This window comes from Sphingomonas glacialis (assembly GCF_006439055.1).
In the GTDB taxonomy this organism is placed as follows: domain Bacteria; phylum Pseudomonadota; class Alphaproteobacteria; order Sphingomonadales; family Sphingomonadaceae; genus Sphingomonas; species Sphingomonas glacialis_A.
This window is the reverse complement of record NZ_RCZC01000009.1, coordinates 1-25,566: the sequence shown is the minus strand read 5'-3', so window position 1 is coordinate 25,566 and position 25,566 is coordinate 1. Positions and strand designations below refer to the sequence as shown.

Below are 25,566 nucleotides of genomic sequence, written 5' to 3'. Positions count from 1 at the left end.
TTGAGCATAACGGAGTTAGCCCGTGGCAAGCATCACCGCCAAGACCTTCCTCATCACCGGCGTCAGTTCCGGCCTCGGTCGCGCGTTTGCCGAAGCCGCCTTGAACGCCGGACACCGCGTGATCGGCACAGTGCGCAAGGAGGAGGACGCCGATACGTTCGCGGCCCTCGCAGCGGGCCGCGCACATCCACTGATCCTCGACGTGACCGACTTCGCAGCGATTCCGGGCGCCGTGGCCGAAGCGGAGCTGCATGCCGGTCCGGTCGAGGTGTTGGTGAACAATGCAGGATACGGTCACGAAGGTGCGCTGGAGGAATCTTCGATGGGCGATCTTCAGCGTCAATTTGCGGCCAACGTGTACGGACCGGTTGCGATGATGAAGGCCGTGCTTCCCGGCATGCGAAAGCGCGGTAGCGGGCACATCATCAACGTGACCTCGATGGGTGGCTTCATCACTATGCCGGGGATCAGCTTCTACTGCGGTAGCAAGTTTGCGTTGGAAGGCATCTCCGAGGCGCTTGGCAAGGAGGTGGCGGCGCTCGGCATTCGGGTGACTGCCTTGGCGCCAGGCCAGTTCCGGACGGATTGGGCAGGACGCTCGATGGATCGCACACCGCGCAGTATTTCCGACTACGATGCCGTGATGGATCCGATCCGAGCGGCGCGCCAGGCCAAGAGCGGCAATCAGCCCGGCGATCCGGCCAAGGCGGCACAAGCTTTGCTCGCCATAGTCGACGCAGAGACCCCACCGATACGCCTGTTCTTGGGTACGGACGCGCTGGGCGTGGTCGACCAGAAGCTTGGTGCGATGACGGCCGAGATCGCCGCCTGGGATGCGCTCTCCCGTTCGACCAGCTTCGCATCGTGACCGCCTGAGCGCCGTTGGCGAGCCGATGTCAATTCCGCCGACAGCGACACCGGTTTCGGCAGAATCTATCGATCCAACGCAGCGCGTCCAAGAAAGGGTTACGCCTTCCACGAAAGCCATACGCTTCAGCTGTCCGGCGCCGTCTTTCGACGAATGCCGATCATAGTTTCTCGCAGCCACCGATTCACGGGATCGGCATCCATACGAGGTTGCCAGAACGTTGGGCCGGGATGCACTATGATGCCGGCATTCAGTTTCTGCGTCTCGTCCTGGCAGGCATATGCGATCGCTTGCCAAACCTTCAGGTGATACTCGCCCATTGGGGGAACTCATCCTCTTCTACGCGGAGCGGCTGGCAATAGCCCGCAGAGTTCTTTGGCCATTACGCGCACGCTCAGCGTCCTCAAGCAACCAAGATCGGTCATTGCTTCGGTAGTCGCCCCGGCGGAAGCCGGGGCCTCTAGGTGGCCTGGCCGGGCGGCACGAGACCAAGGGGGAGGCCCCGGCTTTCGCTTGTTTGACGGTTATGCGTTAGGGCTACTCCGCACCAACTATTGTCGTTCAGCGGAAAACGCCCGGTATTCAAACGGGTCGTCCGAGGGACTTTAACAAATGTCGGAAGTTGGGTAGCGCTGGAGGCGGAATGAATGCCCGGGAATGGGTCGTCATTGCCGCAAAGCTGCCGGCCCCCTGTTGACCAATTTCGGTCATTCGTGCGCCGGATGGCAAAGTCCGATTGCTGACGTTGCTATGGCATGTCAGCATGAATCATGAGCATGCTCACCCTTCGCTATCAGTATGATTCCAGCTTTTTCGACCCGAAGCAGCCGCGAGATGACTTCGGTTGGCTCGGTATGAAAGTGGAAACCGACCGCTTCTCGGGGAACGGTGGTTTTTGGGTGCAATGGCAGGACGTGAGGGAGTTTGGTGAGGCTCTAAGCGCTTTCCCAATCACGCCAGATCATCCGATTGTCGGGCAATGGGGCTATGAAATGCAGATGGGCGACGACCTTATCCTGAGGATCGACATTGTCCCAGCAAACAAGCGCGGCGATCTCGCAATTCACTTTGAGGTGGCCGGTTACGCTCTGCCTTGGGACCGCGCACGCTGCTCTTTCACGACCAAATATCCTGATCTTGAGGCATTCCGGGCCGACATTGCAGTCCTGATGGATAGGAAAGCCGAGGAAGCAATTCTGGTCGGGATCTAAAGTCCGCTTCTTTCAATCTCGCGCAAAAAGCGGCCTGTTGTCTTTCCACCACACACCGGCCGGCATCGAACGGGGAGCAAAGGGGCCGACGGCAGTCGCTCATGTGCATCCGACTTTCCTTTATACGCTCACGAAGGTTGCGGTCCGCCGCGGCATCTCGCGCCAGGCGACTTTTGCCAGGAACCACTCCGGGCGCGATGGCACCTTGAGATAGCCGCTGAGGTCGGGCAGCCGCTCGATCTCGGAGGGCATGACGGCATCCTCGGTATGGGCCGACAGCGAGTTGCCCCAGGTCTTGCCGCCCGGCCCTGCCCCGTCGCTGTAGCTCTGCTGCATGTAGCTCTGCTGGCCGATCAGCGACGACGCAAACCGGGCGGTGCTGTTGGTGTCGCCGCCCGCGCAGCGCAGTATCAGCCGAGTACTGCAATTCTCCACCAGCGCGGCAGCAGCGCCGTCGCCGTAGAGGGCACGCACCTTGCCGATCGTCTGAAACCCGAGCACGCAACGGCCGCCGAACTTGCGGATACGCTGGAGCGCGTCGTCTAGTCCCTCGATCTTGCCAATCGCGTCGAGCTCGTCAGCGACAAACCAGGTCGGCGCCGTGTCGCTTTCGGGGCGGCTCATCGTGGCGAAGATGGCGAGCCGCATCCATGGCCCGATCAGCGCTTTCAGGGCGGCGATCTGGTCGGCCCGGTACGGCAGGAATACCCAACGCCTGTCGCCTGGATCGGATGCCCAGCGGGTCAGCGAGAACGGCATGCCGCCGGTCGCACTGGCGGCATATTCAAGCGCGCTCATCGCGTCACCGCTAGAGGAGCGCACGCTGTCGAATAGCCGTGTCGCGCCCTCGGCCAGAAACGGCTCGGCGGCGGTGCCGGCCAGCATTGCGCGGAGTTCGGCGCGGTCAGCGATGGCGAACAGACGGTAGACCTCCGCGGTGTTGATGCCGGCAGCCCGACCACGGCGCAGAATGGCGGTGAGCAACGTCCGGGCACGCGCCGCCCAGCTTGCATCAGCCGACCCACCCGGGCTCGGCACCAGCGACGCCGCGAGCTGCTCGGCGGCAAAGTCATTGGGCACTTCGCCCATCATGTCCCAAACGCCCGAGCGCGCATCGAACGGGTTGAGGATCACGTCACCGCGCGCGGCATCGTAGAACCGCGACAGGAACCCGCCGTCGGGATCGGCGATGATCGCCCGGTCGCCGCGGCCTTCCGCGCCGCGCAGCAGCTCGCGGATCGCGACGGACTTGCCGGTGCCGGTCGTCCCCATCAGCAGGAAGTGCTTGGGCTCATCGGCCCGGTCGATCGCCAGTCCCGCAAGCGTGACGACAGCTTTGTCCTTCTGCAGCCGCTGCGTGCGCTTGTTCCAGCGATCAGCGGTGGAAAGTTGCGCACCGCGCAAGACGTCGCCGGCCTGCGGTCCCTTTGGCGCACCCATCACGAAGGCTAGGAAGTGGCCACCAATCGCGCACAGCGCCACCAGCACCGCAGTCACCACCCCATAGGCGAACAACGACAAGCCAGGGACATGGCCGAGCACCTCGAGCGGCCCCGTGGCAAGGCCGGACAGCGACGCCGCGGCAAAAGGCACTCCGAATAGCGCGACGAGGATCGAGGCGATGGTCGGCCGCTTGTGTTTGCCGACCGCACTTCGGATGAAGGCGCCGACGGACGCCGCAGCGCTGAGCGCGATCGCGACCCCGGCAAGGGCGGTGACCATGACCTCAGTGCTCCCCAGCTGCGTATAGGCCGTGCACCGCCGCCTCTACCGCCGGCCAGCGTGTGAGGGACAGATGGGGATATTCGAGCCACTCCGGGGCGAGCGGATCACGCGACTCAAGGGCGACCTGCCAGCCGACCAGCGCTTTAGGCACCCACACCGTGCTTTCGGCGGGGGCAAGCGTCACCCAACCGTTCGCATCAGGGTCGCTCCATTCGGCGTTCCCACGCAGCCAGTCGACCTGCTCGGTCTCCGGAGGGGGTGTGGTTCGCCCCACATCACGCAAGGTCTCGGTGACCAGCGCCAGCACCGCATCACGATCGTGCTGAGATATGTCCATCATGTCACTCCTCTGCCATGACCTGGATTTCGCAGCGCACTGCTTTCTTCGCCCTGGCGGCCTTCTTGCGGCAGGCGTCCAGAGTGTCGCGATTGGCGATGATCAGCCGGTTGCTCGACAGGATGCCTGCGAACGCAGTGGGCGATGCCGCACGCATCAGGCGCTGTCCGCTTTGCCACATCGGCATGCGCAAGGTGCGCGCCGCCATTAACTCCGGCCATAGCCAGCTTGACGGCATGGCACGCACGAGCGGACCGGCGAGGATCGCCCACAGCAAAACGCCCGCGGCCAGCGAAGCCAAACCGACATGCCGCAACCGGCGCCGCTGCTTGTCGGCTTCAGTATGCGAATGCAGTTGAAGGGTCAGCTGCCTCGCCACTGTCTCGAACCCCTGTTGCGCCGCGAGAAACAGGCGATGATCCTCACGGCGCGCATTGTACGCGGCTTCGATGACCTGACGGTTCAGTTCCTCTGGCGTCAGCAACAGCGCCGGACTGTTCACCACCGCATCGATCCGTTGCGCGGCTGCGAGGACGTTCTGCGAGATCACCCCAAGTGTCTCTGAATAATCCGGCGCGTCGGAGGGCTCCGCCCGCTCAGCGGTCAGCCGTTCCACAGCACGGCGGATCAGTGACACCTCGCCACGAAGATCTTCGAACGCCTGTGCCGCCTCGTCCGCCATGGCTTAGCTCCGACCTGAGGTCACTACGCGCTTGGATGGTCGTCTCGAAGTATTTGCGGCGCGCGCACCGACCTGCTGGATCCGCTCTTGCAACTGGAAGTGCTGCACTGCACAATCAGCAAGCCTTTCAGGCATCCTCTCCTAAAACTTTCAGGCCGCCCCTCAGGGCGGCCTTTCTTTTATCAGCGCGTGCCACGGCCTTCCAGCTGCTAAAGCTCTCGATTTTGGAGCAAATCGCGTTCAAGATCGCGCTGCATCTGACGCTCGAGCACCTGCTCGACCGATGGCTGTCGGTCGCGGCCAAGCCCAAGTTCTGGCGCGCTGCGCTCCAGCTCCATCCGCAATGCCGGATCATGTCGCAGATCATTGATCATGATCCCCATGCGCTGCGCCACAGGGCCGTTCTGAGCCTCGCCGCGCTCGGCTGACAACGCCTGCCAGCGTTCCATGAACCGCCCTGCCCTGAGTGCCGGATCAGCGCGGACGCGGGCTTCCTCGCGCATTGCCTGTACGGCGCCGCGCGTCTTACCGGCTGCGGCGTCGCGCGCGAGCTTGGGATCGCGCTCAATCGCGGCAGCGAGGTCATGCGCGCCCATATACCGGCTCTTGTCGAGCGCCTCGCCGGCACGCGCGAGTGCGGATGTTTGATGCGCCAGGACGGGCAGGCCTTTCTCCCGCATGGCCGAAATATCAACAGCGGCGCGCGCGTAGCGCTGGATCGCCTTGGCCTCTCCTGGCCTGCTCGTGCTTTCGGTAACAGGTTCGGGAGGGACGGCTTCCTGCGGCTTTGGCCTGAACCCGGCGAACATGGAACGCGCCTTCCCCTCCACTGTCTCGACAAGCTCGCGCAGTCGCTCAGGGAATTTGATCTCGCGTCGATCCGCGAAAGCACGAACCGCTTCGTTGGGCTCGGCTGCATAGTCGCCTACCATGTCCTTCGCCCGGTCGCGCGACAGCACTCCCGCGAGCTTTCCGTCGCTCGCAAAATCGTCGCGACCATAGTAGAGTTGCACCCCGTCACGGTGCCGCGACAACGCGACATAGGCGGCGTGCCGGTCCATGCCCGGTGTGGCGAGCACGTGGCTGCGATCCACCGTCACGCCCTGCGACTTGTGGATGGTGGCGGCATAGCCGTGATCGACCGCGGCATAGTCCGCCACGTCGAACGCGACCGCCCGACCGTCGTCCAGGCGCACGCCAAGCGCGGCCGGTGACGCCTCAGTGACCGTACCGAGCATCCCGTTCTTTACCCCCATCTCGCGCTCATTGCGCAGGAACATGATCCGGTCGCCGATCGCAAACTGCCGCTCGCCGCGCTCCGCCTGCACGGTTACGTCGTCTCCGAGATCACCCGATGCCCGCAGCCGCTCACGCGCCTCCTCGTTGAGGGACTGCACCTCGGCGTTGGTATGCGTCAGGATGATCCGGCTCTTGTCGGGCTCCGCCTGTCGCTGCCGGTCCCACTTCCCGACCAGCACCGCCCGCGCCTGGCTGCGTGTGTCGGCACTGCGCACCATGTCACGATCGCCGTACGCCTGAAGCGCCTCCGCCGTCATGCCCGTAGCAAGCCAGCGGGTCGCGTCGCGCTGCCAGTCCGTCCGCTGGCGGCGGATCTCGGTGATCTCGGCTGCGCCGTGCGCTTGAGATAGCGCACGAAAGGCTGCCCCCGCTTCGATCGCCTGCAACTGCTCGGGATCGCCGACCAGTACCACCTTGGCGCCGGCTTGCTCCGCTGCCGACAACAACCGCTCCATCTGTCGCGTGCCGATCATGCCGGCCTCATCCACCACCAGCACATCGCGCGGACCCAGCTGCTCACGGTCACGCGCCCATGCATATTCGAGACTGGCGATCGTACGAGATCCGATACCCGATCCAGCCTCGAGGTTCTCAGCCGCGATGCCGGATAGCGCTGCACCCCGCACCGTGTAGCCGGCACCTTCCCACGCCTCGCGTGCGACCCCCAGCATGGCCGACTTACCGGTGCCGGCGTAGCCGACGACGGACGCCATAGCACCGCGTTCGGTGATCCGTCCTAGCGCGCCACGCTGCTCGTCCGAAAGGCTAAGCCCCCTGCCTTCCGCCGTCCCCAGCGCACGCTGGACATGACTGGCGGCGACAAAGTGATCTTTCGTTCCGGCAAGCCGGTTCGCAGCCTGCTCCAGTCGCGCCTCGGTCGCGATCATCTCGCGGCTCGTGAACCGCTCGTCACCGCGTCCGTCCCGGCCCAGCGCAACCAATTCCGGCGACGCCTTGGTCACGGCCATCACCGCGTCATACTGCGCCTTGCCGTCGGAATGCCGGAACGCAAACACCGCGAGATCGCGCTTGGTAAACGTCGCCTGCGTCCGTGTGATCGCGTCGAGCGCGACGCTCGGGTCAGCGATGATCTTCTCGCCGTTCTCGCGCGCGAGGCGCACGTGATCCTCGAGCCGTTCGGTCGCAAGCCCCTGCGCTGGTCGGCGCGATGCGGCGGGGCCGATCTTGTGCTGTGGTTCGAGCGCAATGCCCTGCTCCGCGAAGCTGCGATGGTCGATCCGCGCATCGATGCCGAGCTCCGCCAGCCGCTCGTTGACGTGTGCGCTCCAGGCTTCGCGCCAATGTTGCAACAGCTCCAGGCGATTCCATTCGCGGTCCTTCCTGCCAAAACCGTCCGGGCCCACTTTCCGCATCGCCAGCATGACATGCGCGTGCGGCTTGGGAGTGCCATCCTCGGCATGATCCCAATGCACATTGAGATCAGCGACCATCCCGCGGTCGACAAACTCACGGCGGACGAAATCGCGAGCCAGCAAAACGCCCTGTTCGCGGGTCATCTCACGCGGGATCGCGAACTCGACTTCGCGGGCGAGCTGCGCGTCCTTGCGCTTCTCAGCAACCTCAACTTCATTCCACAAGGTTGTTCGATCGGCTAGGCGCTCTGGCGCGCCCCCTGACAGCATGATCTCCGAGTGAACCACACCGGCCTTGTTCGAGAAGTCGTAGTGTCGCCCCAGCCGCTCGTCATACAATTTGAGCGCGGCGCGGTAGGCAGCGGAGGCAACGGCGCTGGAGCCTTTGGCACGGCTGATGATCTTCGCCGAGAAGTGGTAGATCGCCATCGCGAAACGCCGACTACTCCTTTTTGCGCATATCTGCAACAATGTATTAACTTGGATTCACAATCTGCTTCACGTTTACTTGTGATTTCACTCCATTTTCGGTGTTTTATCCGAATTCGACTTATGAGACCCTCACCCGCCGACGACATATTTGATCAAACGAGGAGTTCGGTTGATGCGCAAGGTCCGGGACTACGATGCTGAGTTGAAAGCGCTCGGTGACAAGGCAAAAGCACTGAAGGCACGCAAGGTCGAGCAACTCGGTCAGCTTGTCGCCATGACCGGCGCCGATGCGCTCGATGTCGAGACGCTTGCCGGCGTACTGCTCGACGCCGTGGCCGCGAGCGATACGGGTACAAAGGAGGCGTGGCGCGTGAAGGGCGTCGACTTCTTTCAGCGGCGCGAGCGCAAGTCTGGCAAAACGGCTCCGGGCGACATCATCGCTGCAGCGACGACTACGGATAACGACGCTGCGGGCGGAAGCAGCAGCCAGGCGCACGGATAACCGGAGCTGGGTCATGGCACGTCGCGAACGCACCCGTCACCTGATCGAGCTTGGTGGACTGGTTCAGAAGTCTGGCTTGGTTGATCTTACCGAGGATGATCGCGCTACCCTCTACGGCGCGATGCTCGACCTAGCGGCACAGGCGCGGCAGGACAGCTATGTTCTCACCTTGTGGAAGCGGCGTGGCAAACGCGCGTTTGATGCGGCGGCTGACGCGCTGATCGGGACATGACCTACGTCGTGGCATCCAATCAGCTTGCCTGCCTTACCGGGCCGCATGCAAGCGTGACGTCGGTGATGAACGATGCAGCGCGGAGTCAGCGTCAAGTCAGGGCTGCGCAACGCTGCACAAATGATGATCGCGACCAAGTGATGCCGCTGTGGCGACGACGCAAAGGGTGCGGTTTCGCTATTGCGGAGGCGAACCCTTTGTCAGCATGGCCTCAGCAATGAACGACACGATTCAAGCGACGATCACTGCGGTCGTCACCCATGCGCCCGAATGGATTCGCCACGATCTCGTTTCGAAAGAACGGGCCGCGCGCAAACGCGCCGAAGAGACGCTCGCCGCGATGATCGCGAGCGCACTGGCCAAGACCAGCAACATGTAACCGAGCTACGCCGCCGCGCGGCGCTCGAGCGCCGCGATATGTTCGGCGCAAACTACCTCAACGACGTGGCCGAGCGCTTCGACGCGCTCGCCGAGCCACGCCAGTTCGCCTTCGCTGATCTGGTAATGTTTCGAGTAGCGCGCTTTCACATAAGCTTCCTTTAGCTTCTCGAACCGCGCGCGATCCGCTTTTGCCTCGCGCGGCCAGACGTCAATCAGGCGCGGGTCAATCCGCTCGGCCTGCGTGCGCAAGAAGCCGAGATTGTGCACGTGCGGCGTATAGAAGGTGCAGACTAACAAGACGCAGTGATAATAGCTCTCCGTCGCCTGATGGAGAAGGAAGGCAGTGTCTTTGGTGTATCCTTTCCGCTGGGCATCGCCAGCTAAGTCGAGCTTGCGTGCTCCGCTGGGCAGCCACTCTTCAAAATACTCGCACGCCATCGCTAGCGCTTGGTCCGGCGTCTTCGGCTTGGGCTCGGGCAGATCAGTGTCGTCGCTCTGGTACAGCGCGATACCGTCACGCGCGATGTCGATGAAGAAATAGCGCCCGTCGAAGAGACCGGCGGTCACCTCCTGCAGCGTGTGGACGATGAAATTAACCGGCGTGCGCAGCGTGCCCGTGATCGCCAGTTCGCGGTTGAGTGTGTCTTCGGCGGTCGCCCAGAACTCGACGCGGTCGGTGAGCTTTTCGTGGTTGACGATCACCAGCAGATCAAAGTCGGACTGATAGCCCTTGGCGGTGTGCGGCTCATCGACCCAGCCGCCGCGCGCATAGCTCCCATAGAGGATCACCTTGAGGATGCGCGCCTGCTTCTTCCAGTCCGACGTCGCGATCGCGGTCGCGTCGCCAAACTGCTCGAACAGAATTCGCACGACGCGTTCGAGCTCGCGCTGCTTGGCCGCCGGCAGATGGTCGAGGCTGGTCTTCATGATGCCCCGATACTAGCGCCACCGGGGGCGTTGGGACAGCCTCGCCGGCTAGCCGGCGAGGCTGAAAATTTAGCGGCCCAGCGCTGCTGCGATACGTCGCGAAAACCGCCGCCACCATGGCGACGGTCTACGTCCTTCCAAGCACGGCGGAAGTGTCGAGAAGAGTGACAAAACTTGATCACGTCGAAGCTTTTTGCGGAAGATGACGGCACCACTCGTATCCGAGCCGTGAATCTGAAAAACCGACTTGGCCAGATCGATGCCGATTGTGCTAACCTCACCCATGGACGCCTCCTTCAGTGGTGTTTCCAACACCTCAAATATGGCACATCGATGCCGTCAGGGAGCGTCCACCCCAACGGGTTTGGTCGAGAGCAGCTGCCCGCTTTGCGGCGGCGCTGACCCAGTTTCGGTCGTTCGCCTCACTGTTGGCTTCCCACCTTCAGCCACTCGTTCATCTTAGCGACCACACCGATCAGCATCGGCATGTGCCTTCCTGCACGCCGCCGCCGGCTTTCTCAAAAGGAACCACGTGTCGGGAATGGCGAGCTCATTACGCCAGCGCCTTGCTACAATCGTGCAGCGCCCATTTTTTGCGTCTCGTAGTCGCCGTCCTCACCCGGATAGCGTAACAGCTTCTCGAAGCGGCCATCTGCTTTCGCCAGCGACCAAACTAGGCTCTGTCCAGCGGGCAACACGTTAGGTTCCAAAGCGAACACCGGAGATGCAAAAGCCGTCTTTGCGTCGGTGAGCCGCCAGCCTCGGTTGCGAAACATCGAGAGCATATCATCCAGGAATAAGCCGGTGGTTAGCCGATGATGAAGCAGGATAGTGTGATCGATCGAATGTCCAAAAAGCGACTGCGCCAGACCGTCATAGAAGGTAGCTCGACCCCAAATGTGGTCCAGATAGAAGCGTCTGTACGGGCCGATTTGGGCCTTATGGTCGGCCTTGAGACGTGCTTTGAGCCGGTTGTCGATATACCAATCTGAGGTGTCGATCGTGACATGGGCGTTCGCGTACTCGTGCTCTTTCAGGAGCGCACGCATTTGGTCACGGCCTCTGCCGTCTGTCCCGCCGCCAGAAACGAAAAACGAAAGAGCTTACGGAAATCGGGATAGTCAGACAGCAACGCCTCGCACCTCAAAATATCAGCCATCAACCCCTCGGGATTTTTGCCGGTGAAATACTGATGGGAGAAGCTATGATTGCCGATGATATGACCGCCATCGGACCAAGCATATAGAATGCGTGAACTAGCACCTTATCAACGTACTTTCTTGCAACGAAGTCGCCTGCCTTGATCCGGTGACGCATTAAAGCTGCGCGAATGGCTGAATCGCGTTCCTCACCGCCCATCAGAGCGGTGTCCGAGAGATCAAAGTCGTCGATCGTAACTGCGATGGCCGGCGCGCGCACGCCTCGTGCCGACTTTGTTGTGAAAATGTCGAAGTAAATCCCAGCGCAGCAAGGCCCGTGAGAACGCAGCGACGATCAGGTTAGAAGGTCATCCCTCCTTATGATGCCTTACCCCTGAGGCTACAACGCTCGCTGACCGACCTTCCCGATTGAAATCGAGTTTCGGGGATGTGCTTGCCGGCCCTCAAAGATCATAGAGAACGCCTCCGTAGGCGTCGCTGCCGGGCTTCAAAACATTTCATCTAGCAAAAGGTGAAACTGGAGCTTGCGTTCGTCGGCCTCTGCAACGCCGTACTGTCGAATAAGCCGGTCTTGCAGCGATGGATCGAACTCCCCGAGGCAATTCCACAATATAGCCAGGTCTTGATAGCGGTCGGCGATACCGACCCTGCCGGCGTCGATGCAGCCGGCCACTTAACCATCGAGCATCAGAATATTGTTGAGCGAGAAATCACCGTGCGTGCCGACCGAGTCGGCGGGCATCGGCAACAGGTGCTGCATCGCTTCCCAAACCTGCTCCGCCGCCCAGCCTTCACGCTCGTCGTCAAAGTCGTCTTCGTCGACCAGATCCGCGTCGATGCGTTCACGCGCGCGTGAAAGGCGGTAGGCGTGATCACTGTTGAAAGGACATTCGCTGGTTGGGATGGCATGTCGACGACGCAGAAACATCGCGAGCGCATCTACTATCTCAACGCCGGCATCGGGTTGCGCCTCCAGAAGTTGGTATGCGGTCTGTCCAGGAACCGCCGTTATCAGCAGCCATGCCTCGTCCTGTGACGACGAAGCCTTCGACGGCGGGGACGGGGATGTACCTCGCCAGCCAACGCAATCGGACCATTTCGTCAGTTATGTCGCCAGCCATGGAGCTTCGACCATGTCTTAGGAACAGGTCAGGCGCACCGACCTTGCCATGCAGCCGGTAAACGGCACCGCCTGACTCCCCGACGTTATCGCCCGCCCACTCATACCCTACGAGGTGCGCGGACCTACTCGCCGGCAGCGGTATGACGGCGTATGCCTCTTCCCGATCTGAATCCATCATCCTTCACCCTTCCACGACGCCTTATGGCAACCGAGGTTGGCTGAGAGTAGCCCAGCAATGAGGACGTTCCGTGTCTTCGGCTTCCCGCAAACGAACCAGTAACGAGAAACCCGCTCCGCTGATCACGCTGCCGGTCAGCCCGTTGGGCCCGCTTTCCTGAAATCTGTTCCAGAATGCATTTTCCCGAACTGACAGGCGGAGGCGGAGAGTCCGGAAAGCCGCGATCTTCCCAAGAGATGCATTTCGGGAACGCAACGGGCACAGTGGCTGAGCAAGATCTGTCACGTAAGTAGCGGCTGCGACGACCCAATCCGGGCCATTCGCGTTGGCCTTTCGGCTACCCAACTACAGTTATTCGTTCATCGCTATCTCATGACCGCTTTAGCTTTTATTCGGCTTCATCCGCACGTCGTATCTGTGGATAGCCGCTACTCGTGCCTCTGCGGCCAAGGCTGCGTGCCTTCGAATAAGGCCGTCGTCGAGGCCTCGACGACAGTAGGCTCGTTGAATCGAGTAAGACGTCGTCAACAAAATACGTTTGCCGTTTGTTGATCCGTCAATATAGCGACGATTACTTTGGTTGATATTTGAACAAAAGGGGGGGATTCATGAACGACTCGCTGCTGCGATTTTTGTCGCTTCGTCGCGTTGCGCTGGTTGGAGGCGTCAGCGCTTTCGCGATCGGCGTTGCGATCGCCTCGCCCGCCGCGGCGCAATGTGCGCCCGATCCCACGATCGCCAACGCGACGACAACCTGCAGCGGCTTCGATCCGAATGGCATCCGCGTGACTACTAGCGGGACTGTCCTGCGGATAGATCCGACCGCGATCGTGCGGGGCCAATCCGGGCCGGCCGTTGCGGTGGAGATACCCGTACCGATCGATCGCTTCTCGGCGCGTACGGGTACGATTTCGGTTGCCGGCCTCGTCGATGGCGGAACGCGCAACGGCATCGAGATCCTTACGGGAACGACGTCGCCCAACTCGTACGACAATTACGGAACGCAGGTAGGCGTGACGATCGGCCGGGGCGGCTCCGTCACCGGCGCGGCCGGCGTCGCCATCCTGGGAACGACCGGCAACAGCGTCGGCATCGCGACTGTCAATCTCAGCAATGCGGGCTCGATCAGCGGAACCAACGGTTACGCGTTGCTCGCCACGGATCGCATCCACGGCTATTTCGGCACGATCACCAATGCCGCGTCGGGCCAGATCGGGGCCATAAACGCATATGCCAGTTCGCTGGACAACGCCGGCCTTGTCAACGGCGGCACGCGAAGCGCGATCGATCAAACCGGCAGCTTTTACAATTACGAGACCGTCAGCGTCGCATCGATCACGAATAGCGGGACCATTCGTTCGAGCAGCACGACCGCGACGATCGCGAAAAGTAGAAGCATTACTAACTCCGGAATAATCGAAAACACGGGCGCCGGTCGCGTGATCGTGAGCGATCAGGTCACCCTGCGGGAATCTCCATCGGCGTACGTACCGGTCAATATCACCAACCTCGCAGGCGGCACGATTGCGAGCGCCGGCGGCACCGCCGTAAGCGTCTATGGCGGGAATTTTGCCAATGCCGGCCGCGTCGTCGGGACGGTCGATCTCGGCTATATGCCTCCCGCGTTCGTGGGTGGTTCTACGCGCGCACCTGAAACCGGCAATTATGTCGCGGCCGGCGGTACGATCACCGGCGACTTGCTGTTCGGCTCCGGGAGCGACACCCTAACCGTCACCGGCGCTTCGGCCGGGGTCAGCGGCACGATCGACGGCGGCGCGGGAATTGACACGGTCGTGCTGGATCGCGTCGGCACCGGCAGTTTCGGCGGTGCGAAGAATTTCGAGCGACTGGCCGTCAACCGCGGCGCCTGGACGCTTAGCGGCTCGCAGGGCTATTCGGGCGGCACGACCATCGCCGTCACGTCGAGCCTGACGGTGGCGGCACCCGACTTTTCGGGCAACGTTGCCAATGCCGGCGCGCTGACGTTCGACCAGACGGGCAACGGAACCTTCGTCGGCACCATCAGCGGAACCGGCATGGTCGGCAAGGCGGGAAGCGGAACGGCGACGCTGGGTGCGCAGACCTATACCGGCGCGACCCGCGTGGTGGGGGGCACGCTCGCGCTGACCGGCATGCTCGACAGCGGATCCTATACCATAACGAGCGGCGCGACGCTGACCAGCGCAACGCGAGCGACGATCTCGAGCACCTCGACGGTCCTGACGATCGCCAACGGCGGCACGATCTCCAACACCAATCCGACCGGTCGCGCTATCGACCTCGGCGGGGCGTCCGACGCGCGGACGATCAATATCGTTAACAGCGTCGGCGGTCTGATCACCAGCGCCGACGACGCAGTGCGAATCAACTTCAACCCGACCGGCAGGGCCATCCTGATCAATAATACCGGTACGATTCAAACCACCAATGGCGGGAACGCGCTCGACTTCGACGCGGCTACGTCGGGCAACGCGCCGATATCGATCATCAACGCCCGCGATACGGGTATTATCCGCTCGTTTGGAGCGTCCGCGATCCGCCCCGGGCAGGGCACGGTCATTACCAATGCCGGGCGAATCGCCGCGGACGGTGCGCCCAACAACAGCGCTGACGGCATCGAGTGGGGATGGAACACGGGCAGCATCCTCAGCTCGATCACCAGCACGATATCGGGCGCGCGCAATGGCATCAGCGCCAATGTCGACCTGAACTACAGCGGCGGTGGGAGCGTCGTCGGCCGCAACGGATCTGGCATCACCTCGGCCGGGACCGGCACGGTTGAGGCGATTGCAGGCTCTATCATCACCGGACAGTGGGACGGCGTTTCGACCAATGGCGGCGGCGACGGCATCCACATCGGCTCGATCGGTACGATCTCGATCGGTTACACCGCCACCGTGCAAGGCCTAAGCGCGAATGGCCTCGACGCGGCCGGACGGCCGATCAGCGCGAACGGCGTCTCGCTGGGCGGCGGCACGATTAGCAGTGGCGGTACGGTGTACGGCGCGTCCAACGGGTTCCTGATCAGCGACCAAAACAACCCGGGCGGCATCGCCGACATCGCGACCAAAATCACTCTTGGTTCCGGCGGCACCGTCCGTGCCGGAACCGGCTATGGCGTGTTGTTCGTCGGCGACTATAATGACGTGTTGTTCAATTCCGGCCCGATCATCGGCGGCGCCGCTGGAGCGATCAACATGGGTGGCGGTGACGACACGCTAAATCTGTCTTACGAATCAAACATCACCGGGACGGTCGACGGTGGAGCGGGAAATGACCTTCTGGTTCTCGGTGCTGTGGGTAACGTGTATTTCCCGGTGAATGGCGTTTTCGCCGGAGCGATTAATTTCGAAACACTGCAGGTGGACGCGGGGCCATGGGTCGTGACGGCGCCTTCCACTTTCGCCAATGGCATCATCATCAATAACAACGGTGGCAGCTTGATCGGCACCAGCGCAACGCTGAACGGCCGGATCGCCAATAGCGGCCAACTGACCTTCGATCAGGCTGCCAACGGAACATTCGATGGCGCGATCAGCGGAACCGGCCGATTCGCAAAGACGGGCAGCGGGACGCTGACGCTCGGCGCGCAAACCTATACCGGCGCGACCACGGTAACGGGGGGAACGCTCGCGCTGACCGGCAACCTTACAAGCACGTCCTACACCGTCGCGCGCGGGGCGACGCTGACCAGCGCTTTGTCGTCGACCGTCGCAAGCACCGCGCCCAGCCTGTCGATCAGCAACGGCGGGACGATCTCGGACACCAACGCGACCGGCCGCGCGATCGATCTCACCGGTCCCACTACGGTGCGAACCGTCGTCATCGCCAATGCCGCCGGTGGCCTCATCACCAGCGCCGACGATGCGGTACGGGTCAACTTCAACCCGACGGGCGGCAGCATCCGGCTCGACAATTCCGGGACGATTCAGTCGACCAATGGCGGGCAAGCGATCGATTTCAACGCCGCCGCTTCTGGCCGAGTCTCGATCGTCATCAACAACACCGCGACCGGTGTCATCAAATCGTTCGGGCAGGACGCGATCCGCCCCGGTCAGGGCGCGGTGGTCACCAATGCCGGGCTGATCGTATCCGATGGCCTCGCCAACAACAGCTATGACGGGATCGACTGGCAGGCGAGCGCCGGCACCGTCGTCAACCAGGCGACCGGCACGATCTCGGGGCTGCGCCACGGCGTCACCAGCGACGTAAACGTCAACGTGACCAATGCCGGCCTCGTACTCGGCCGCAACGGATCGGGCGTCGGCTCCGACGGAACCGGTGCGGTGGTCAATAGCGGCACGATCACCGGCCAGTGGGACGGGATCGCGACCAATGGCGACGGCGACGGCATTGATATCGACTTCATCGGCTCGGTCACCAACAGCGGCATCATCCAGGGCATCAGCGCGACGGGCGTCGATTCGGGCGGCCGCCCGAACAGTGCCGAGGGCATCGCGATGGGCGGCGGGACGATCGTCAATACCGCTGGCGGCTTGGTGTTCGGCGCGGGTAACGCGATCCTCGTCAACCACGACACCAACCCCGGCGGCGTCGCCGACGGTGCGACCAGCGTCACCAACGCGGGCACGATCCGCGCGGGGTCGGGCTATGCTATCTCGCTCGTCGGCAGCTTCGACGACACGATGGTCAATTCGGGCACGATCATCGGCGGCACCGCCGGGGCGATCGACATGGGAGCGGGCAACGACACGCTCATGCTATCGCCCGGATCGGTCATCACCGGCAGGGTCGACGGCGGCGCCGGCACCGACCGCGTCATCCTCGGCGGCACGGGGACCGGCAGCTTCGCGGGCGCAGTCAATTTCGAGACGCTCGCGGTCACGTCGGGCAATTGGACGCTCACCGCGCCCGCCACCTTCGCCACCGGCACAAACATCGCCGCAGGCGCCAGCTTCACCGAGACCGGCGCAATGCTGACCGGCGGGATCGCCAGTGCCGGTACGCTGTACCTCAACCAAGTCACAGACGGTGCGTTCGCGGGTACGTTCAGCGGGAACGGCCAGTTCGTGAAGAACGGGGCGGGTGCACTCACCATTGGCAATCAGAGCTTCAACGGAGGGACATCGGTCAACGCCGGGCGGCTTATTCTCGCGGGTGCCCTGCCCTCGGCGGTGAGCGTCGCGAACGGTGCGACGCTCGCGGGTAACGGCACGATCGCTGGCCTGACGCTCGCCACCGGCAGCACAGTCGCGCCGGGCAGCAGCCCGGGTACAATCGTCGTCACAGGCAACTTCAGCCAGGCGGCGGGCGCGACCTACGCCGTCGAAGTCGCGGCGGGCGGCGTCTCCGATCACATCATCGTCGGCGGTACCGCAACCCTCGCCAACGGTGCGCTGCTGACGGTAACGCGCGACGGGAGCGCGCTGAGGATCGGACAGCGCTACACGCTGCTGACCGCGGCCGGCGGAATCGTCGGCACCTATACGCTGGTCCAGTCGCCCGCCGGCGATACCGAATTCCGGCTGGTGCAGTCCGCCAACGGCATCGCGGTCGACCTCGCGCGCACCGGTGCATCGCTGGCCACGCTCGCACAGACGCGGAACCAGGCAGCGGTCGCGGCCAGCTTCGGCACACTCGGCGTGGCTAATCGCGCTTACGCAGCGCTGACGCTTAATTCGGAGGACAGTGCGGTGCGCACGGCGCTCGACGGTCTGTCGGGCGAAGTTCATGCGTCGCTGCGTACCGGCATGCTCAAGGACGCACAGGCCGGCGCCGATGCCGTGCGGTCGCGGATGGCATCGCGCGCGATCAGCAACAGCGTGTGGGGTGAGATCAACGGCCTTTTCGGCACCGATGCCGCCACGCGCGATGCGGCGGCAGTCAACCGCCGCGGGTGGGGGATCTTCGGTGGTGCCGACGTGGCGATCGGAGCGCATGCCCGCGCCGGCATCGCGGGCGGTTATACCCGCAGCAGCTTCGCGATCGACGAACGTGCGAGCCGCGGTACGATCAAGACGAAGCAGGTGCTCGCTTATGCGAACGGCACGCTCGGGCCAATCGCGGTGCGCGCAAGTGTTGGCTATGCTTGGTCGGACGACAGGACCTCCCGCTCAGTCAGCTTCCTTGATTATGCCGCCACGCATAGCGCGTCTTATAGTGGCCACACGCTGCAAGGCCTGTTCGAGGTAGGCGTCACGCGGCCGCTGCTTAACGGTTCAGTGGAGCCCTATGCCGGAATCGAAGCCTATCGCGTTTATAGCGGCGCATTTGCCGAAACCGGCGCCGCTGCGACCGGGTTGGTCGGTCGATCCAAGACCGAGACGTTCACGCTCTCCAATCTGGGCGTTCGTACCGACACGCCGATCGTGAACGACGTCAGCGCACGCATCCAGCTTGGCTGGCGGCACGTGCTTAGCGACGCACGGCCGGATGCGACGCTACAATTTGTCGACACGACCTCGGCCTTCACCGTATCGGGCGCGGGGCTATCGCGCGAGAGCGCCACCTTGTCGCTCGATCTCGAATGGAAGCCGGTCGATCGTCTCTCGATCGTTGCGGGTTATTCAGGCGCAATCGGGGGAAATGGTGCGGACGACGGGCGTCTGAGGCTTACCGCATCGTTAGGATTTTGAGTTGCTAGTCAAAGCGATCGCGCCTGAGGTCACATCATCCTCACTGATATGCCGCATTGCCACAGGCAGTCGTCTCCGGCAGCGCCACCCTCAGATGTCGAGGCTGGCAACTGATGTGGAAAGCAGCAAGGGGGGAGGCTGTCGTTCAAGTTCTCTACAGACGCGCTGGAATGATGGAAACGCGGAATCAAACTCTTAACCCTCTATTAGACGAGATTTTTCGTTTCTAATCACGGCGGGAACGGAGCGACCGCGCCGTTCCACTTATCGTGCGAACGCAGTTACTTTCTATGCGTTCGCATTTCCGTTCCCGCTATAGAGAGAGTATATCCGGCTTGAACCGGAATATCTCTCGAATTAGCGATGGGCGGGGTGAGTTGGATCAGACAGAGAAGGAGATGTGCGCAGAGCCCGGATGGGATATAATAGATGAACAATGCCGGTAATCCTTGGCTTCTCGCGCGCGATGGTCGGCAATAGACGCTCGTAGACCGAGTTTTTATCCTTTCACAGCGTAAGCACGAGTTCGATTCTCGTAAGGGTCACCAGCGTCAAGCGAAAATGACTAGAAAGCGCCGTTGTCGTCGAGCTGGCCAAAGCCGTTACCACGTTTCGCCCCACACTATCTGTTGGCTTCAGTGGCACGCCACGGACGGCAAGCGCGACTTCCCGCATCAATTTTAGCATTAAGTCGCGGCCGGTCACGCTTCAAGGCGACAGCCCCTTGTCCGCTTTCTGCAGCGCATCGGAGACGAGGCCTTTCGCTCGGTCCGTTTTTGCGTGCAGAAAGAGTAGAGTCAGGAAGTGGCGCGGTGTCGTGCGGTCCGCCTGTGGGGCTCACCGGACGACCCGTTTCCACCCCCTGCTCATAGAACCGGACATGCGAATCTCCCTGTATCCGGCTCTCCGACAAAGCATCACGCCTTCGCCCACGGCGCGCCCCGACCAAGCTGGGTAAGCCGTACGAGCCCGTATTGCTCATAGAGGTACTGGGGTAGATAGGCTCCCGCCCTCTTGCCGGCCTTTCCGTGCTTGCGCCGAAGCCACCGACGCAGCCGCACCACTGTGTAGCTGTCGATCGCCCTGTACGCTTTGACGTGACCCCCGTTTTTTCCTCCATTTGGAGCTAGAGTCCGACCCCGAAGTGAGCTGCTACCCATTCTTGGGCCACCCGGCTGGGCGTCATCCAGTTCCTGCCGGTCGGGGCGGGCCATGTGGCGCTGACCGGTTCACCAGCGATATCGGCGGCTTATTGCCGATCGCGCTATGTGGTCGCACCTCGTTATAGTCCCTTTGACAAGTATCGCATTTTCCGACCGCGTCGTCGAGGCTCATGAACCAGTGCTGGTTCAGGCACTCCGCCCGGAACTTGCCGTTGAAGCTCTCGATGAACGCATTGTCCGTCGGCGTGCCAGGCCGCGAGAAGTCCAGTACGACACCCCGCATGTACGCTCACAGGTCGATGTCTCGGGAGATGAACTCGCTGCCTTGATCCACCCGGATCGAGGCTGGATAGCCGACCTCACCGCAGACCCGGTCAAGCACGGCGATCACGTCGGGGGCCCGGAAGCTGAACCGTGGCACTACTGCTGGCGAGAACCGGCTGAACGTGTCGATCACCGTCAGGATGCGCAGCTTCGATCTCTCGGCGAGTTGGTCATGGACGAAGTCCATGGCCCATACTCATTCGAACACGACGCCGCGCAGCGTCCTTCTCTCAGCTTCGCTTTCACCCGGCGCTTCGGTGGCTTTTCTCGCAGCTGCAGCCCCAACTCCTTGTAAAGCCGATAAACACACTTCGCGTTCACGTCCCAACCCTCCCGCCGGAGCAGCACATGGATCCGGCGATAGCCGTAACGCACCCGCGTTTCAGCGATCTCCTGCATCCGCTTCTTCAGGTCGGCCTGATCCGCACGGCGTCCACGATAGTGGTAGCTCGATCGCTCCGCCCGAAGCACGCTGTACGACCGTCGGATACTGACGGACCAGATGCCCCGGATGTCGTCGACGAGCTGACGCCGCCGATCAGGCCTCAGAGCTTTCGCGAGACGACATCCTGCAACATCGCCTTGTCGAAACTCAGGTTGGCCACCAACCGCTTGAGCTTCGCATTCTCATCCTCGAGGTGGCGTAATCGCCGCATCTCCGATGGCATCAAACCGGCGTATTTCTTGCGCCAGGCATAGAATGTCGCATCGCTGATCCCGGCTTTGCGGCACACCTCGCCGATCGTCGTGCCGTCCTCGGCCTGCTTCAACACGAACGCGATCTGCGCCTCGCTGAACTTCGATCTTTTCATCGCTCACGCCATCGCCTGACCCTCAATCCTAAACTAGAATTTTCCAGCTCAAAACGGTCCAGGAAACGGGCAGCAGGTCAATACGACTGTAAGGACGTACTCTATCCCCGACCCATACTCCGCAAGGCGGCACCCGCCGGACGGATACATCCAGCGCTCAGGACGACGGCATTCAAAATACCGCAGGCCGCGGCAATCGTCAAATTCGTGCCAGCGGTGTCCTAACGCAAAAAGACCGCCTCGTGAGAGGCGGGCTTTTGCTAAGTAGCTGTTTGAGCTTGCTTATTTGGTTGCGGGGACAGGATTTGAACCTGTGACCTTCAGGTTATGAGCCTGACGAGCTACCGGGCTGCTCCACCCCGCGACGAGGTGTTTGTTTTGCTCGCGAGCGCGAGCGGGGTGTTAGATGACATGTAAATGGGTTCTTATCGAGAGACACGAACGTTTTGTGTTCACCGGCTTCAATGCCTGGCGACGACCTACTCTTCCATCGCTTAAGCGATAGTACCATCGGCGCAGTCAGGTTTCACGGCCGAGTTCGGGATGGGATCGGGTGGGGCACTGACGCTATAGCCACCAAGCAATGGAGCCGGTGAACAGCAAAAGGTTCGGGTTCTCAAGGGACCTTTACCCAGGATTGTCATTGATGGTGGGACTCTCAAGCGCGAATAGAGCAATTAGTATCGGTTAGCTCCATGGATTACTCCACTTCTACATCCGATCTATCAACGTCATGGTCTCTGACGGCTCTATGAAATCTTATCTCGAGGGAGGCTTCCCGCTTAGATGCTTTCAGCGGTTATCCCGTCCATACATAGCTACCCTGCTGCGCTCTTGGCAGAACGACAGGTACACCAGAGGTATGTTCAACCCGGTCCTCTCGTACTAGGGTCAACTCCTCTCAAATTTCGACGCCCACGGCAGATAGGGACCAAACTGTCTCGCGACGTTCTGAACCCAGCTCACGTACCACTTTAATTGGCGAACAGCCAAACCCTTGGGACCTGCTCCAGCCCCAGGATGTGATGAGCCGACATCGAGGTGCCAAACAACCCCGTCGATATGAGCTCTTGGGGGTTATCAGCCTGTTATCCCCGGCGTACCTTTTATCCGTTGAGCGATGGCCCTTCCACGAGGGACCACCGGATCACTATGACCGACTTTCGTCTCTGCTCGACTTGTCAGTCTCGCAGTCAGGCGGGCTTATGCCATTGCACTCTAACAGACGGTTTCCAACCGTCCTGAGCCCACCATTGCGCGCCTCCGTTACTCTTTAGGAGGCGACCGCCCCAGTCAAACTACCCGCCACAGAGGGTCCCTGATCCAGTTTCATGGATCGAGGTTAGACATCAGAAACAAACAGGGTGGTATTTCACCTATGGCTCCACGTCAGCTGGCGCCAACGCTTCAAAGCCTCCCACCTATGCTACACAGTTTCTTCCTAATGCCACTCTGAAGCTGCAGTAAAGGTGCACGGGGTCTTTCCGTCTAACCGCGGGAACCCCGCATCTTCACGGGGAATTCAATTTCGCTGAGCATGTCCTGGAGACAGTGGGGAAGTCGTTACGCCATTCGTGCAGGTCGGAACTTACCCGACAAGGAATTTCGCTACCTTAGGACCGTTATAGTTACGGCCGCCGTTTACCTGGGCTTCATTTCAGAGCTTGCACCCCTCCACTTAACCTTCAGGCACCGGGCAGGCGTCAGGCCCTATACGTCGTCTTGAAGCCGACTTAGCAGAGCCCTGTGTTTTTGCTAAACAGTCGCTACCCCCTGGCCTGTGCCCCCCAACAGAGCTTGCGCTTAGTTGGGGCCTCCTTCTTCCGAAGGTACGGAGGCAATTTGCCGAGTTCCTTCAGGACACTTCTCTCAAGCGCCTTGGTATACTCTACCTGACCACCTGTGTCGGTTTCGGGTACGGTCTATACGGTGGGGCTATTTCCTGGGACCTCTTCGAAGCCTTCCCAATCCAATAAGGGAAGACAACACACGAGATCCGTCACACACCACCAGGTCACGGAATATTAACCGTGTTCCCATCGACTACCCCCTTCGGGCTCGTCTTAGGGGCCGACTCACCCTGCGCGGATTAGCCTTGCGCAGGAACCCTTGGTCTTTCGGCGAAAGGGCATCTCACCCTTTTTATCGCTACTCATGTCTGCATTCGCACTTCCGATACCTCCACGACCCATTACCAGATCGCTTCACAGGCTTACGGAACGCTCCGCTACCGCGTACCATATAAATGGYACACCCTAAGCTTCGGTGCGTGTCTTGAGCCCCGTTACATCTTCGCCGCAGAACCTCTTAWTTAGACCAGTGAGCTGTTACGCTTTCTTTAAAGGATGGCTGCTTCTAAGCCAACCTCCTGGTTGTTTTGGAAGTTCCACATGCTTTCCCACTTAGACACGACTTGGGGACCTTAGCTGTAGGTCAGGGCTGTTTCCCTTTTGACGACGGACCTTAGCACCCGCCGTCTGTCTCCCGGATATCACTCTTGGGTATTCGGAGTTTGGTTAGAGTTGGTAGGTCTCGCGACCCCCGCATCCATCCAGTGCTCTACCCCCCAAGGTGTCCATCCGAGGCACTACCTCAATAGTTTTCGCGGAGAACCAGCTATTTCCCGGCTTGATTGGCCTTTCACCCCTAAGCACAACTCATCCGGTAACTTTTCAACGTTAATCGGTTCGGACCTCCAGTGCGTGTTACCGCACCTTCATCCTGGTCATGCATAGATCGCCGGGTTTCGGGTCTAATACATCAAACTCTGGCGCCCTATTCAGACTCGCTTTCGCTGCGCCTACACCTAACGGCTTAAGCTTGCTTGATACATTAAGTCACAGACCCATTATGCAAGAGGTACGCTGTCAGGCCTCAAGGACCCTCCAACTGCTTGTAGGCAATCCGTTTCAGGTACTGTTTCACTCCCCTCATCGGGGTGCTTTTCACCTTTCCCTCACGGTACTAGTTCACTATCGGTCGCATACGAGTATTTAGGCTTAGAGGGTGGTCCCCCTATGTTCAGACAGAATTACACGTGTTCCGCCCTACTCGAGTCCTGATGTTTCATTTTCGCATACGGGGCTGTCACCCGCTATGGCCGATCTTTCCAAATCGTTCTGCTAATTCACCATCAGGCACTGGCCTGGTCCGCGTTCGCTCGCCACTACTAACGGAATCTCGGTTGATGTCTTTTCCTCCAGCTACTGAGATGTTTCAGTTCGCCGGGTTCGCCTCACGAAACCTATGTATTCAGTTAAGTGATACCTAACCCCATTTAGCGTCGCACTCAGTTGCCTGAATGCGAAGTTAAACGGGATAGGTGGGTTTCCCCATTCGGAAATCGTGGGATCAATGCCTGCTCACGGCTCCCCCACGCTTATCGCAGCGTGCCACGTCCTTCATCGCCTGTATGCGCCAAGGCATCCACGAATTGCCCTTACCTCACGCTTGAGAGTCCGCACCACCAATGACAATGCTGGGACCGATCATGACGATCGGACCAAAACTCGGCAGAGCAGCAAAGTCACAGTATCTTGGTGCGGATGATTAAAAATGCTCAGCCTGATTATTAAAGCGTTGNCGCACTCAGTTGCCTGAATGCGAAGTTAAACGGGATAGGTGGGTTTCCCCATTCGGAAATCGTGGGATCAATGCCTGCTCACGGCTCCCCCACGCTTATCGCAGCGTGCCACGTCCTTCATCGCCTGTATGCGCCAAGGCATCCACGAATTGCCCTTACCTCACGCTTGAGAGTCCGCACCACCAATGACAATGCTGGGACCGATCATGACGATCGGACCAAAACTCGGCAGAGCAGCAAAGTCACAGTATCTTGGTGCGGATGATTAAAAATGCTCAGCCTGATTATTAAAGCGTTGATGCCGACCATCCCGTCCTGACCGCGAGGCGAACCTCACTCCAAGATCGTTCCTGTCGAACCAACGCCGATATCACGGCATCGATTTTAAGAACCCATTCACAATGTCAAATAAGGCGGGGCTAACCCCGCGTGTTCCGCCGAAGCGGAAGAGTTTTCTCTTCATCTCTAGGTTTTGGTGGCGAGTGGTGGAGCCTATCGGGATCGAACCGATGACCTGATGCTTGCAAAGCAACCGCTCTCCCAGCTGAGCTAAGGCCCCATACTCTTTTAAAGCGCGAAAGTGGTGGGCCTGGGTGGATTCGAACCACCGACCTCACCCTTATCAGGGGTGCGCTCTAACCAACTGAGCTACAGGCCC

At 61.0% G+C, this 25,566-nt stretch carries 14 protein-coding genes, 3 tRNA genes, 2 rRNA genes and 3 pseudogenes; 6 read left to right on the top strand and 16 right to left on the bottom strand.

From position 1 onward, the window contains the following. Window positions 1-22 precede the first annotated feature (22 nt). Window positions 23-868: an oxidoreductase gene (locus tag EAH76_RS20520; protein ID WP_140852139.1), complete on the top strand. Its 846-nt coding sequence runs from the start codon at window positions 23-25 to the stop codon at window positions 866-868. A gap of 125 nt (window positions 869-993) precedes the next feature. Here the strand turns inward: EAH76_RS20520 and EAH76_RS24260 are convergent, their stop codons facing one another. After that, the gene (locus EAH76_RS24260) at window positions 994-1,188 is read right to left on the bottom strand and encodes a hypothetical protein (RefSeq protein ID WP_161989103.1); all 195 of its coding nucleotides are present in this window, start codon (window positions 1,186-1,188) and stop codon (window positions 994-996) included. A gap of 450 nt (window positions 1,189-1,638) precedes the next feature. Here EAH76_RS24260 and EAH76_RS20510 point away from each other — a divergent pair, with 450 nt between their 5' ends. Further along, window positions 1,639-2,079: a hypothetical protein gene (locus tag EAH76_RS20510; RefSeq protein ID WP_140852138.1), complete on the top strand. Its 441-nt coding sequence runs from the start codon at window positions 1,639-1,641 to the stop codon at window positions 2,077-2,079. A gap of 120 nt (window positions 2,080-2,199) precedes the next feature. On the opposite strand, the gene EAH76_RS20505 is transcribed toward EAH76_RS20510, so the two are convergent. From EAH76_RS20505 to traA, 4 genes are all read right to left on the bottom strand, one after another. Next, entirely contained in the window at window positions 2,200-3,801 is a 1,602-nt protein-coding gene (locus EAH76_RS20505; RefSeq protein WP_140852137.1) for a type IV secretion system DNA-binding domain-containing protein, read from the bottom strand. Between the two features lie 4 nt (window positions 3,802-3,805). Then, on the bottom strand, window positions 3,806-4,141 hold the full coding sequence (locus tag EAH76_RS20500; protein WP_140852136.1) for a hypothetical protein: 336 nt from the start codon (window positions 4,139-4,141) through the stop codon (window positions 3,806-3,808). Between the two features lie 4 nt (window positions 4,142-4,145). Beyond that, complete coding sequence (locus EAH76_RS20495) at window positions 4,146-4,823, bottom strand: DUF6118 family protein (protein ID WP_140852135.1); 678 nt, start codon at window positions 4,821-4,823, stop codon at window positions 4,146-4,148. A gap of 209 nt (window positions 4,824-5,032) precedes the next feature. After that, entirely contained in the window at window positions 5,033-7,924 is a 2,892-nt protein-coding gene (traA, locus tag EAH76_RS20490; RefSeq protein ID WP_140852134.1) for a Ti-type conjugative transfer relaxase TraA, read from the bottom strand. Between the two features lie 175 nt (window positions 7,925-8,099). On the opposite strand from traA, the gene EAH76_RS20485 reads away from it, so the two are divergent. The 3 genes from EAH76_RS20485 to EAH76_RS24200 all read left to right on the top strand — a co-directional run bounded on the left by EAH76_RS20485 (window position 8,100) and on the right by EAH76_RS24200 (window position 9,040). Next, a complete protein-coding gene (locus EAH76_RS20485) occupies window positions 8,100-8,429 on the top strand; it encodes a conjugal transfer protein TraD (RefSeq protein ID WP_140852133.1) in 330 nt (109 codons plus the stop codon). Between the two features lie 13 nt (window positions 8,430-8,442). Further along, window positions 8,443-8,661 (top strand): conjugal transfer protein TraD, encoded by a 219-nt coding sequence (locus EAH76_RS20480; protein ID WP_140852132.1) that lies wholly within the window; start codon window positions 8,443-8,445, stop codon window positions 8,659-8,661. Window positions 8,662-8,878: 217 nt separating this feature from the next. Further along, complete coding sequence (locus EAH76_RS24200; protein ID WP_170208054.1) at window positions 8,879-9,040, top strand: DUF6771 family protein; 162 nt, start codon at window positions 8,879-8,881, stop codon at window positions 9,038-9,040. 5 nt (window positions 9,041-9,045) lie between these two features. Here the strand turns inward: EAH76_RS24200 and EAH76_RS20475 are convergent, their stop codons facing one another. The 5 genes and pseudogenes from EAH76_RS20475 to EAH76_RS20460 all read right to left on the bottom strand — a co-directional run bounded on the left by EAH76_RS20475 (window position 9,046) and on the right by EAH76_RS20460 (window position 12,430). Continuing rightward, a complete protein-coding gene (locus EAH76_RS20475; RefSeq protein ID WP_140852131.1) occupies window positions 9,046-9,969 on the bottom strand; it encodes a nucleotidyltransferase and HEPN domain-containing protein in 924 nt (307 codons plus the stop codon). Between the two features lie 81 nt (window positions 9,970-10,050). Continuing rightward, window positions 10,051-10,254, bottom strand: a pseudogene (locus tag EAH76_RS20470) (IS110 family transposase); the annotation flags it as partial. A gap of 284 nt (window positions 10,255-10,538) precedes the next feature. After that, on the bottom strand, window positions 10,539-11,018 hold the full coding sequence (locus EAH76_RS24335; protein ID WP_206667915.1) for a hypothetical protein: 480 nt from the start codon (window positions 11,016-11,018) through the stop codon (window positions 10,539-10,541). After that, a complete protein-coding gene (locus EAH76_RS24885) occupies window positions 11,003-11,185 on the bottom strand; it encodes a hypothetical protein (RefSeq protein ID WP_431358005.1) in 183 nt (60 codons plus the stop codon). Before EAH76_RS24885 ends, EAH76_RS24335 begins: the two co-directional genes overlap by 16 nt. Before the next feature lie 431 nt (window positions 11,186-11,616). Continuing rightward, window positions 11,617-12,430 (bottom strand): annotated as a pseudogene (locus EAH76_RS20460) (APH(3')-I family aminoglycoside O-phosphotransferase). Between the two features lie 608 nt (window positions 12,431-13,038). On the opposite strand from EAH76_RS20460, the gene EAH76_RS20455 reads away from it, so the two are divergent. Further along, window positions 13,039-19,026 carry an autotransporter domain-containing protein gene (locus EAH76_RS20455; RefSeq protein ID WP_140852130.1) on the top strand — a complete coding sequence of 1,996 codons (5,988 nt, stop codon included), beginning with the start codon at window positions 13,039-13,041 and terminating at the stop codon, window positions 19,024-19,026. Between the two features lie 1,182 nt (window positions 19,027-20,208). Here EAH76_RS20455 and EAH76_RS20450 read toward each other — a convergent pair. From EAH76_RS20450 to EAH76_RS20425, 6 genes and pseudogenes are all read right to left on the bottom strand, one after another. Beyond that, window positions 20,209-21,325: pseudogene (locus EAH76_RS20450) on the bottom strand (IS3 family transposase). A gap of 287 nt (window positions 21,326-21,612) precedes the next feature. Then, window positions 21,613-21,689, bottom strand: a tRNA-Met gene (locus EAH76_RS20445). Window positions 21,690-21,791: 102 nt separating this feature from the next. Beyond that, window positions 21,792-21,906, bottom strand: a 5S ribosomal RNA gene (gene rrf, locus EAH76_RS20440). A 76-nt stretch (window positions 21,907-21,982) separates the two neighbouring features. Next, window positions 21,983-24,778: ribosomal RNA gene (locus EAH76_RS20435) — 23S ribosomal RNA — on the bottom strand. A gap of 613 nt (window positions 24,779-25,391) precedes the next feature. After that, a tRNA-Ala gene (locus EAH76_RS20430) sits at window positions 25,392-25,467 on the bottom strand. 22 nt (window positions 25,468-25,489) lie between these two features. Further along, window positions 25,490-25,566 (bottom strand) — tRNA-Ile (locus tag EAH76_RS20425).

Excerpts from the sequence above, each read along its gene's own strand:
- EAH76_RS24260 (WP_161989103.1), bottom strand. The coding sequence starts at position 1,188 with ATGGGCGAGTATCACCTGAAGGTTTGGCAAGCGATCGCATATGCCTGC.
- EAH76_RS20510 (WP_140852138.1), top strand. The coding sequence starts at position 1,639 with ATGAGCATGCTCACCCTTCGCTATCAGTATGATTCCAGCTTTTTCGAC.
- EAH76_RS20505 (WP_140852137.1), bottom strand. The coding sequence starts at position 3,801 with ATGGTCACCGCCCTTGCCGGGGTCGCGATCGCGCTCAGCGCTGCGGCG.
- EAH76_RS20500 (WP_140852136.1), bottom strand. The coding sequence starts at position 4,141 with ATGGACATATCTCAGCACGATCGTGATGCGGTGCTGGCGCTGGTCACC.
- EAH76_RS20495 (WP_140852135.1), bottom strand. The coding sequence starts at position 4,823 with ATGGCGGACGAGGCGGCACAGGCGTTCGAAGATCTTCGTGGCGAGGTG.
- traA (WP_140852134.1), bottom strand. The coding sequence starts at position 7,924 with ATGGCGATCTACCACTTCTCGGCGAAGATCATCAGCCGTGCCAAAGGC.
- EAH76_RS20485 (WP_140852133.1), top strand. The coding sequence starts at position 8,100 with ATGCGCAAGGTCCGGGACTACGATGCTGAGTTGAAAGCGCTCGGTGAC.
- EAH76_RS20480 (WP_140852132.1), top strand. The coding sequence starts at position 8,443 with ATGGCACGTCGCGAACGCACCCGTCACCTGATCGAGCTTGGTGGACTG.
- EAH76_RS24200 (WP_170208054.1), top strand. The coding sequence starts at position 8,879 with ATGAACGACACGATTCAAGCGACGATCACTGCGGTCGTCACCCATGCG.
- EAH76_RS20475 (WP_140852131.1), bottom strand. The coding sequence starts at position 9,969 with ATGAAGACCAGCCTCGACCATCTGCCGGCGGCCAAGCAGCGCGAGCTC.
- EAH76_RS24335 (WP_206667915.1), bottom strand. The coding sequence starts at position 11,018 with ATGCGTGCGCTCCTGAAAGAGCACGAGTACGCGAACGCCCATGTCACG.
- EAH76_RS20455 (WP_140852130.1), top strand. The coding sequence starts at position 13,039 with ATGAACGACTCGCTGCTGCGATTTTTGTCGCTTCGTCGCGTTGCGCTG.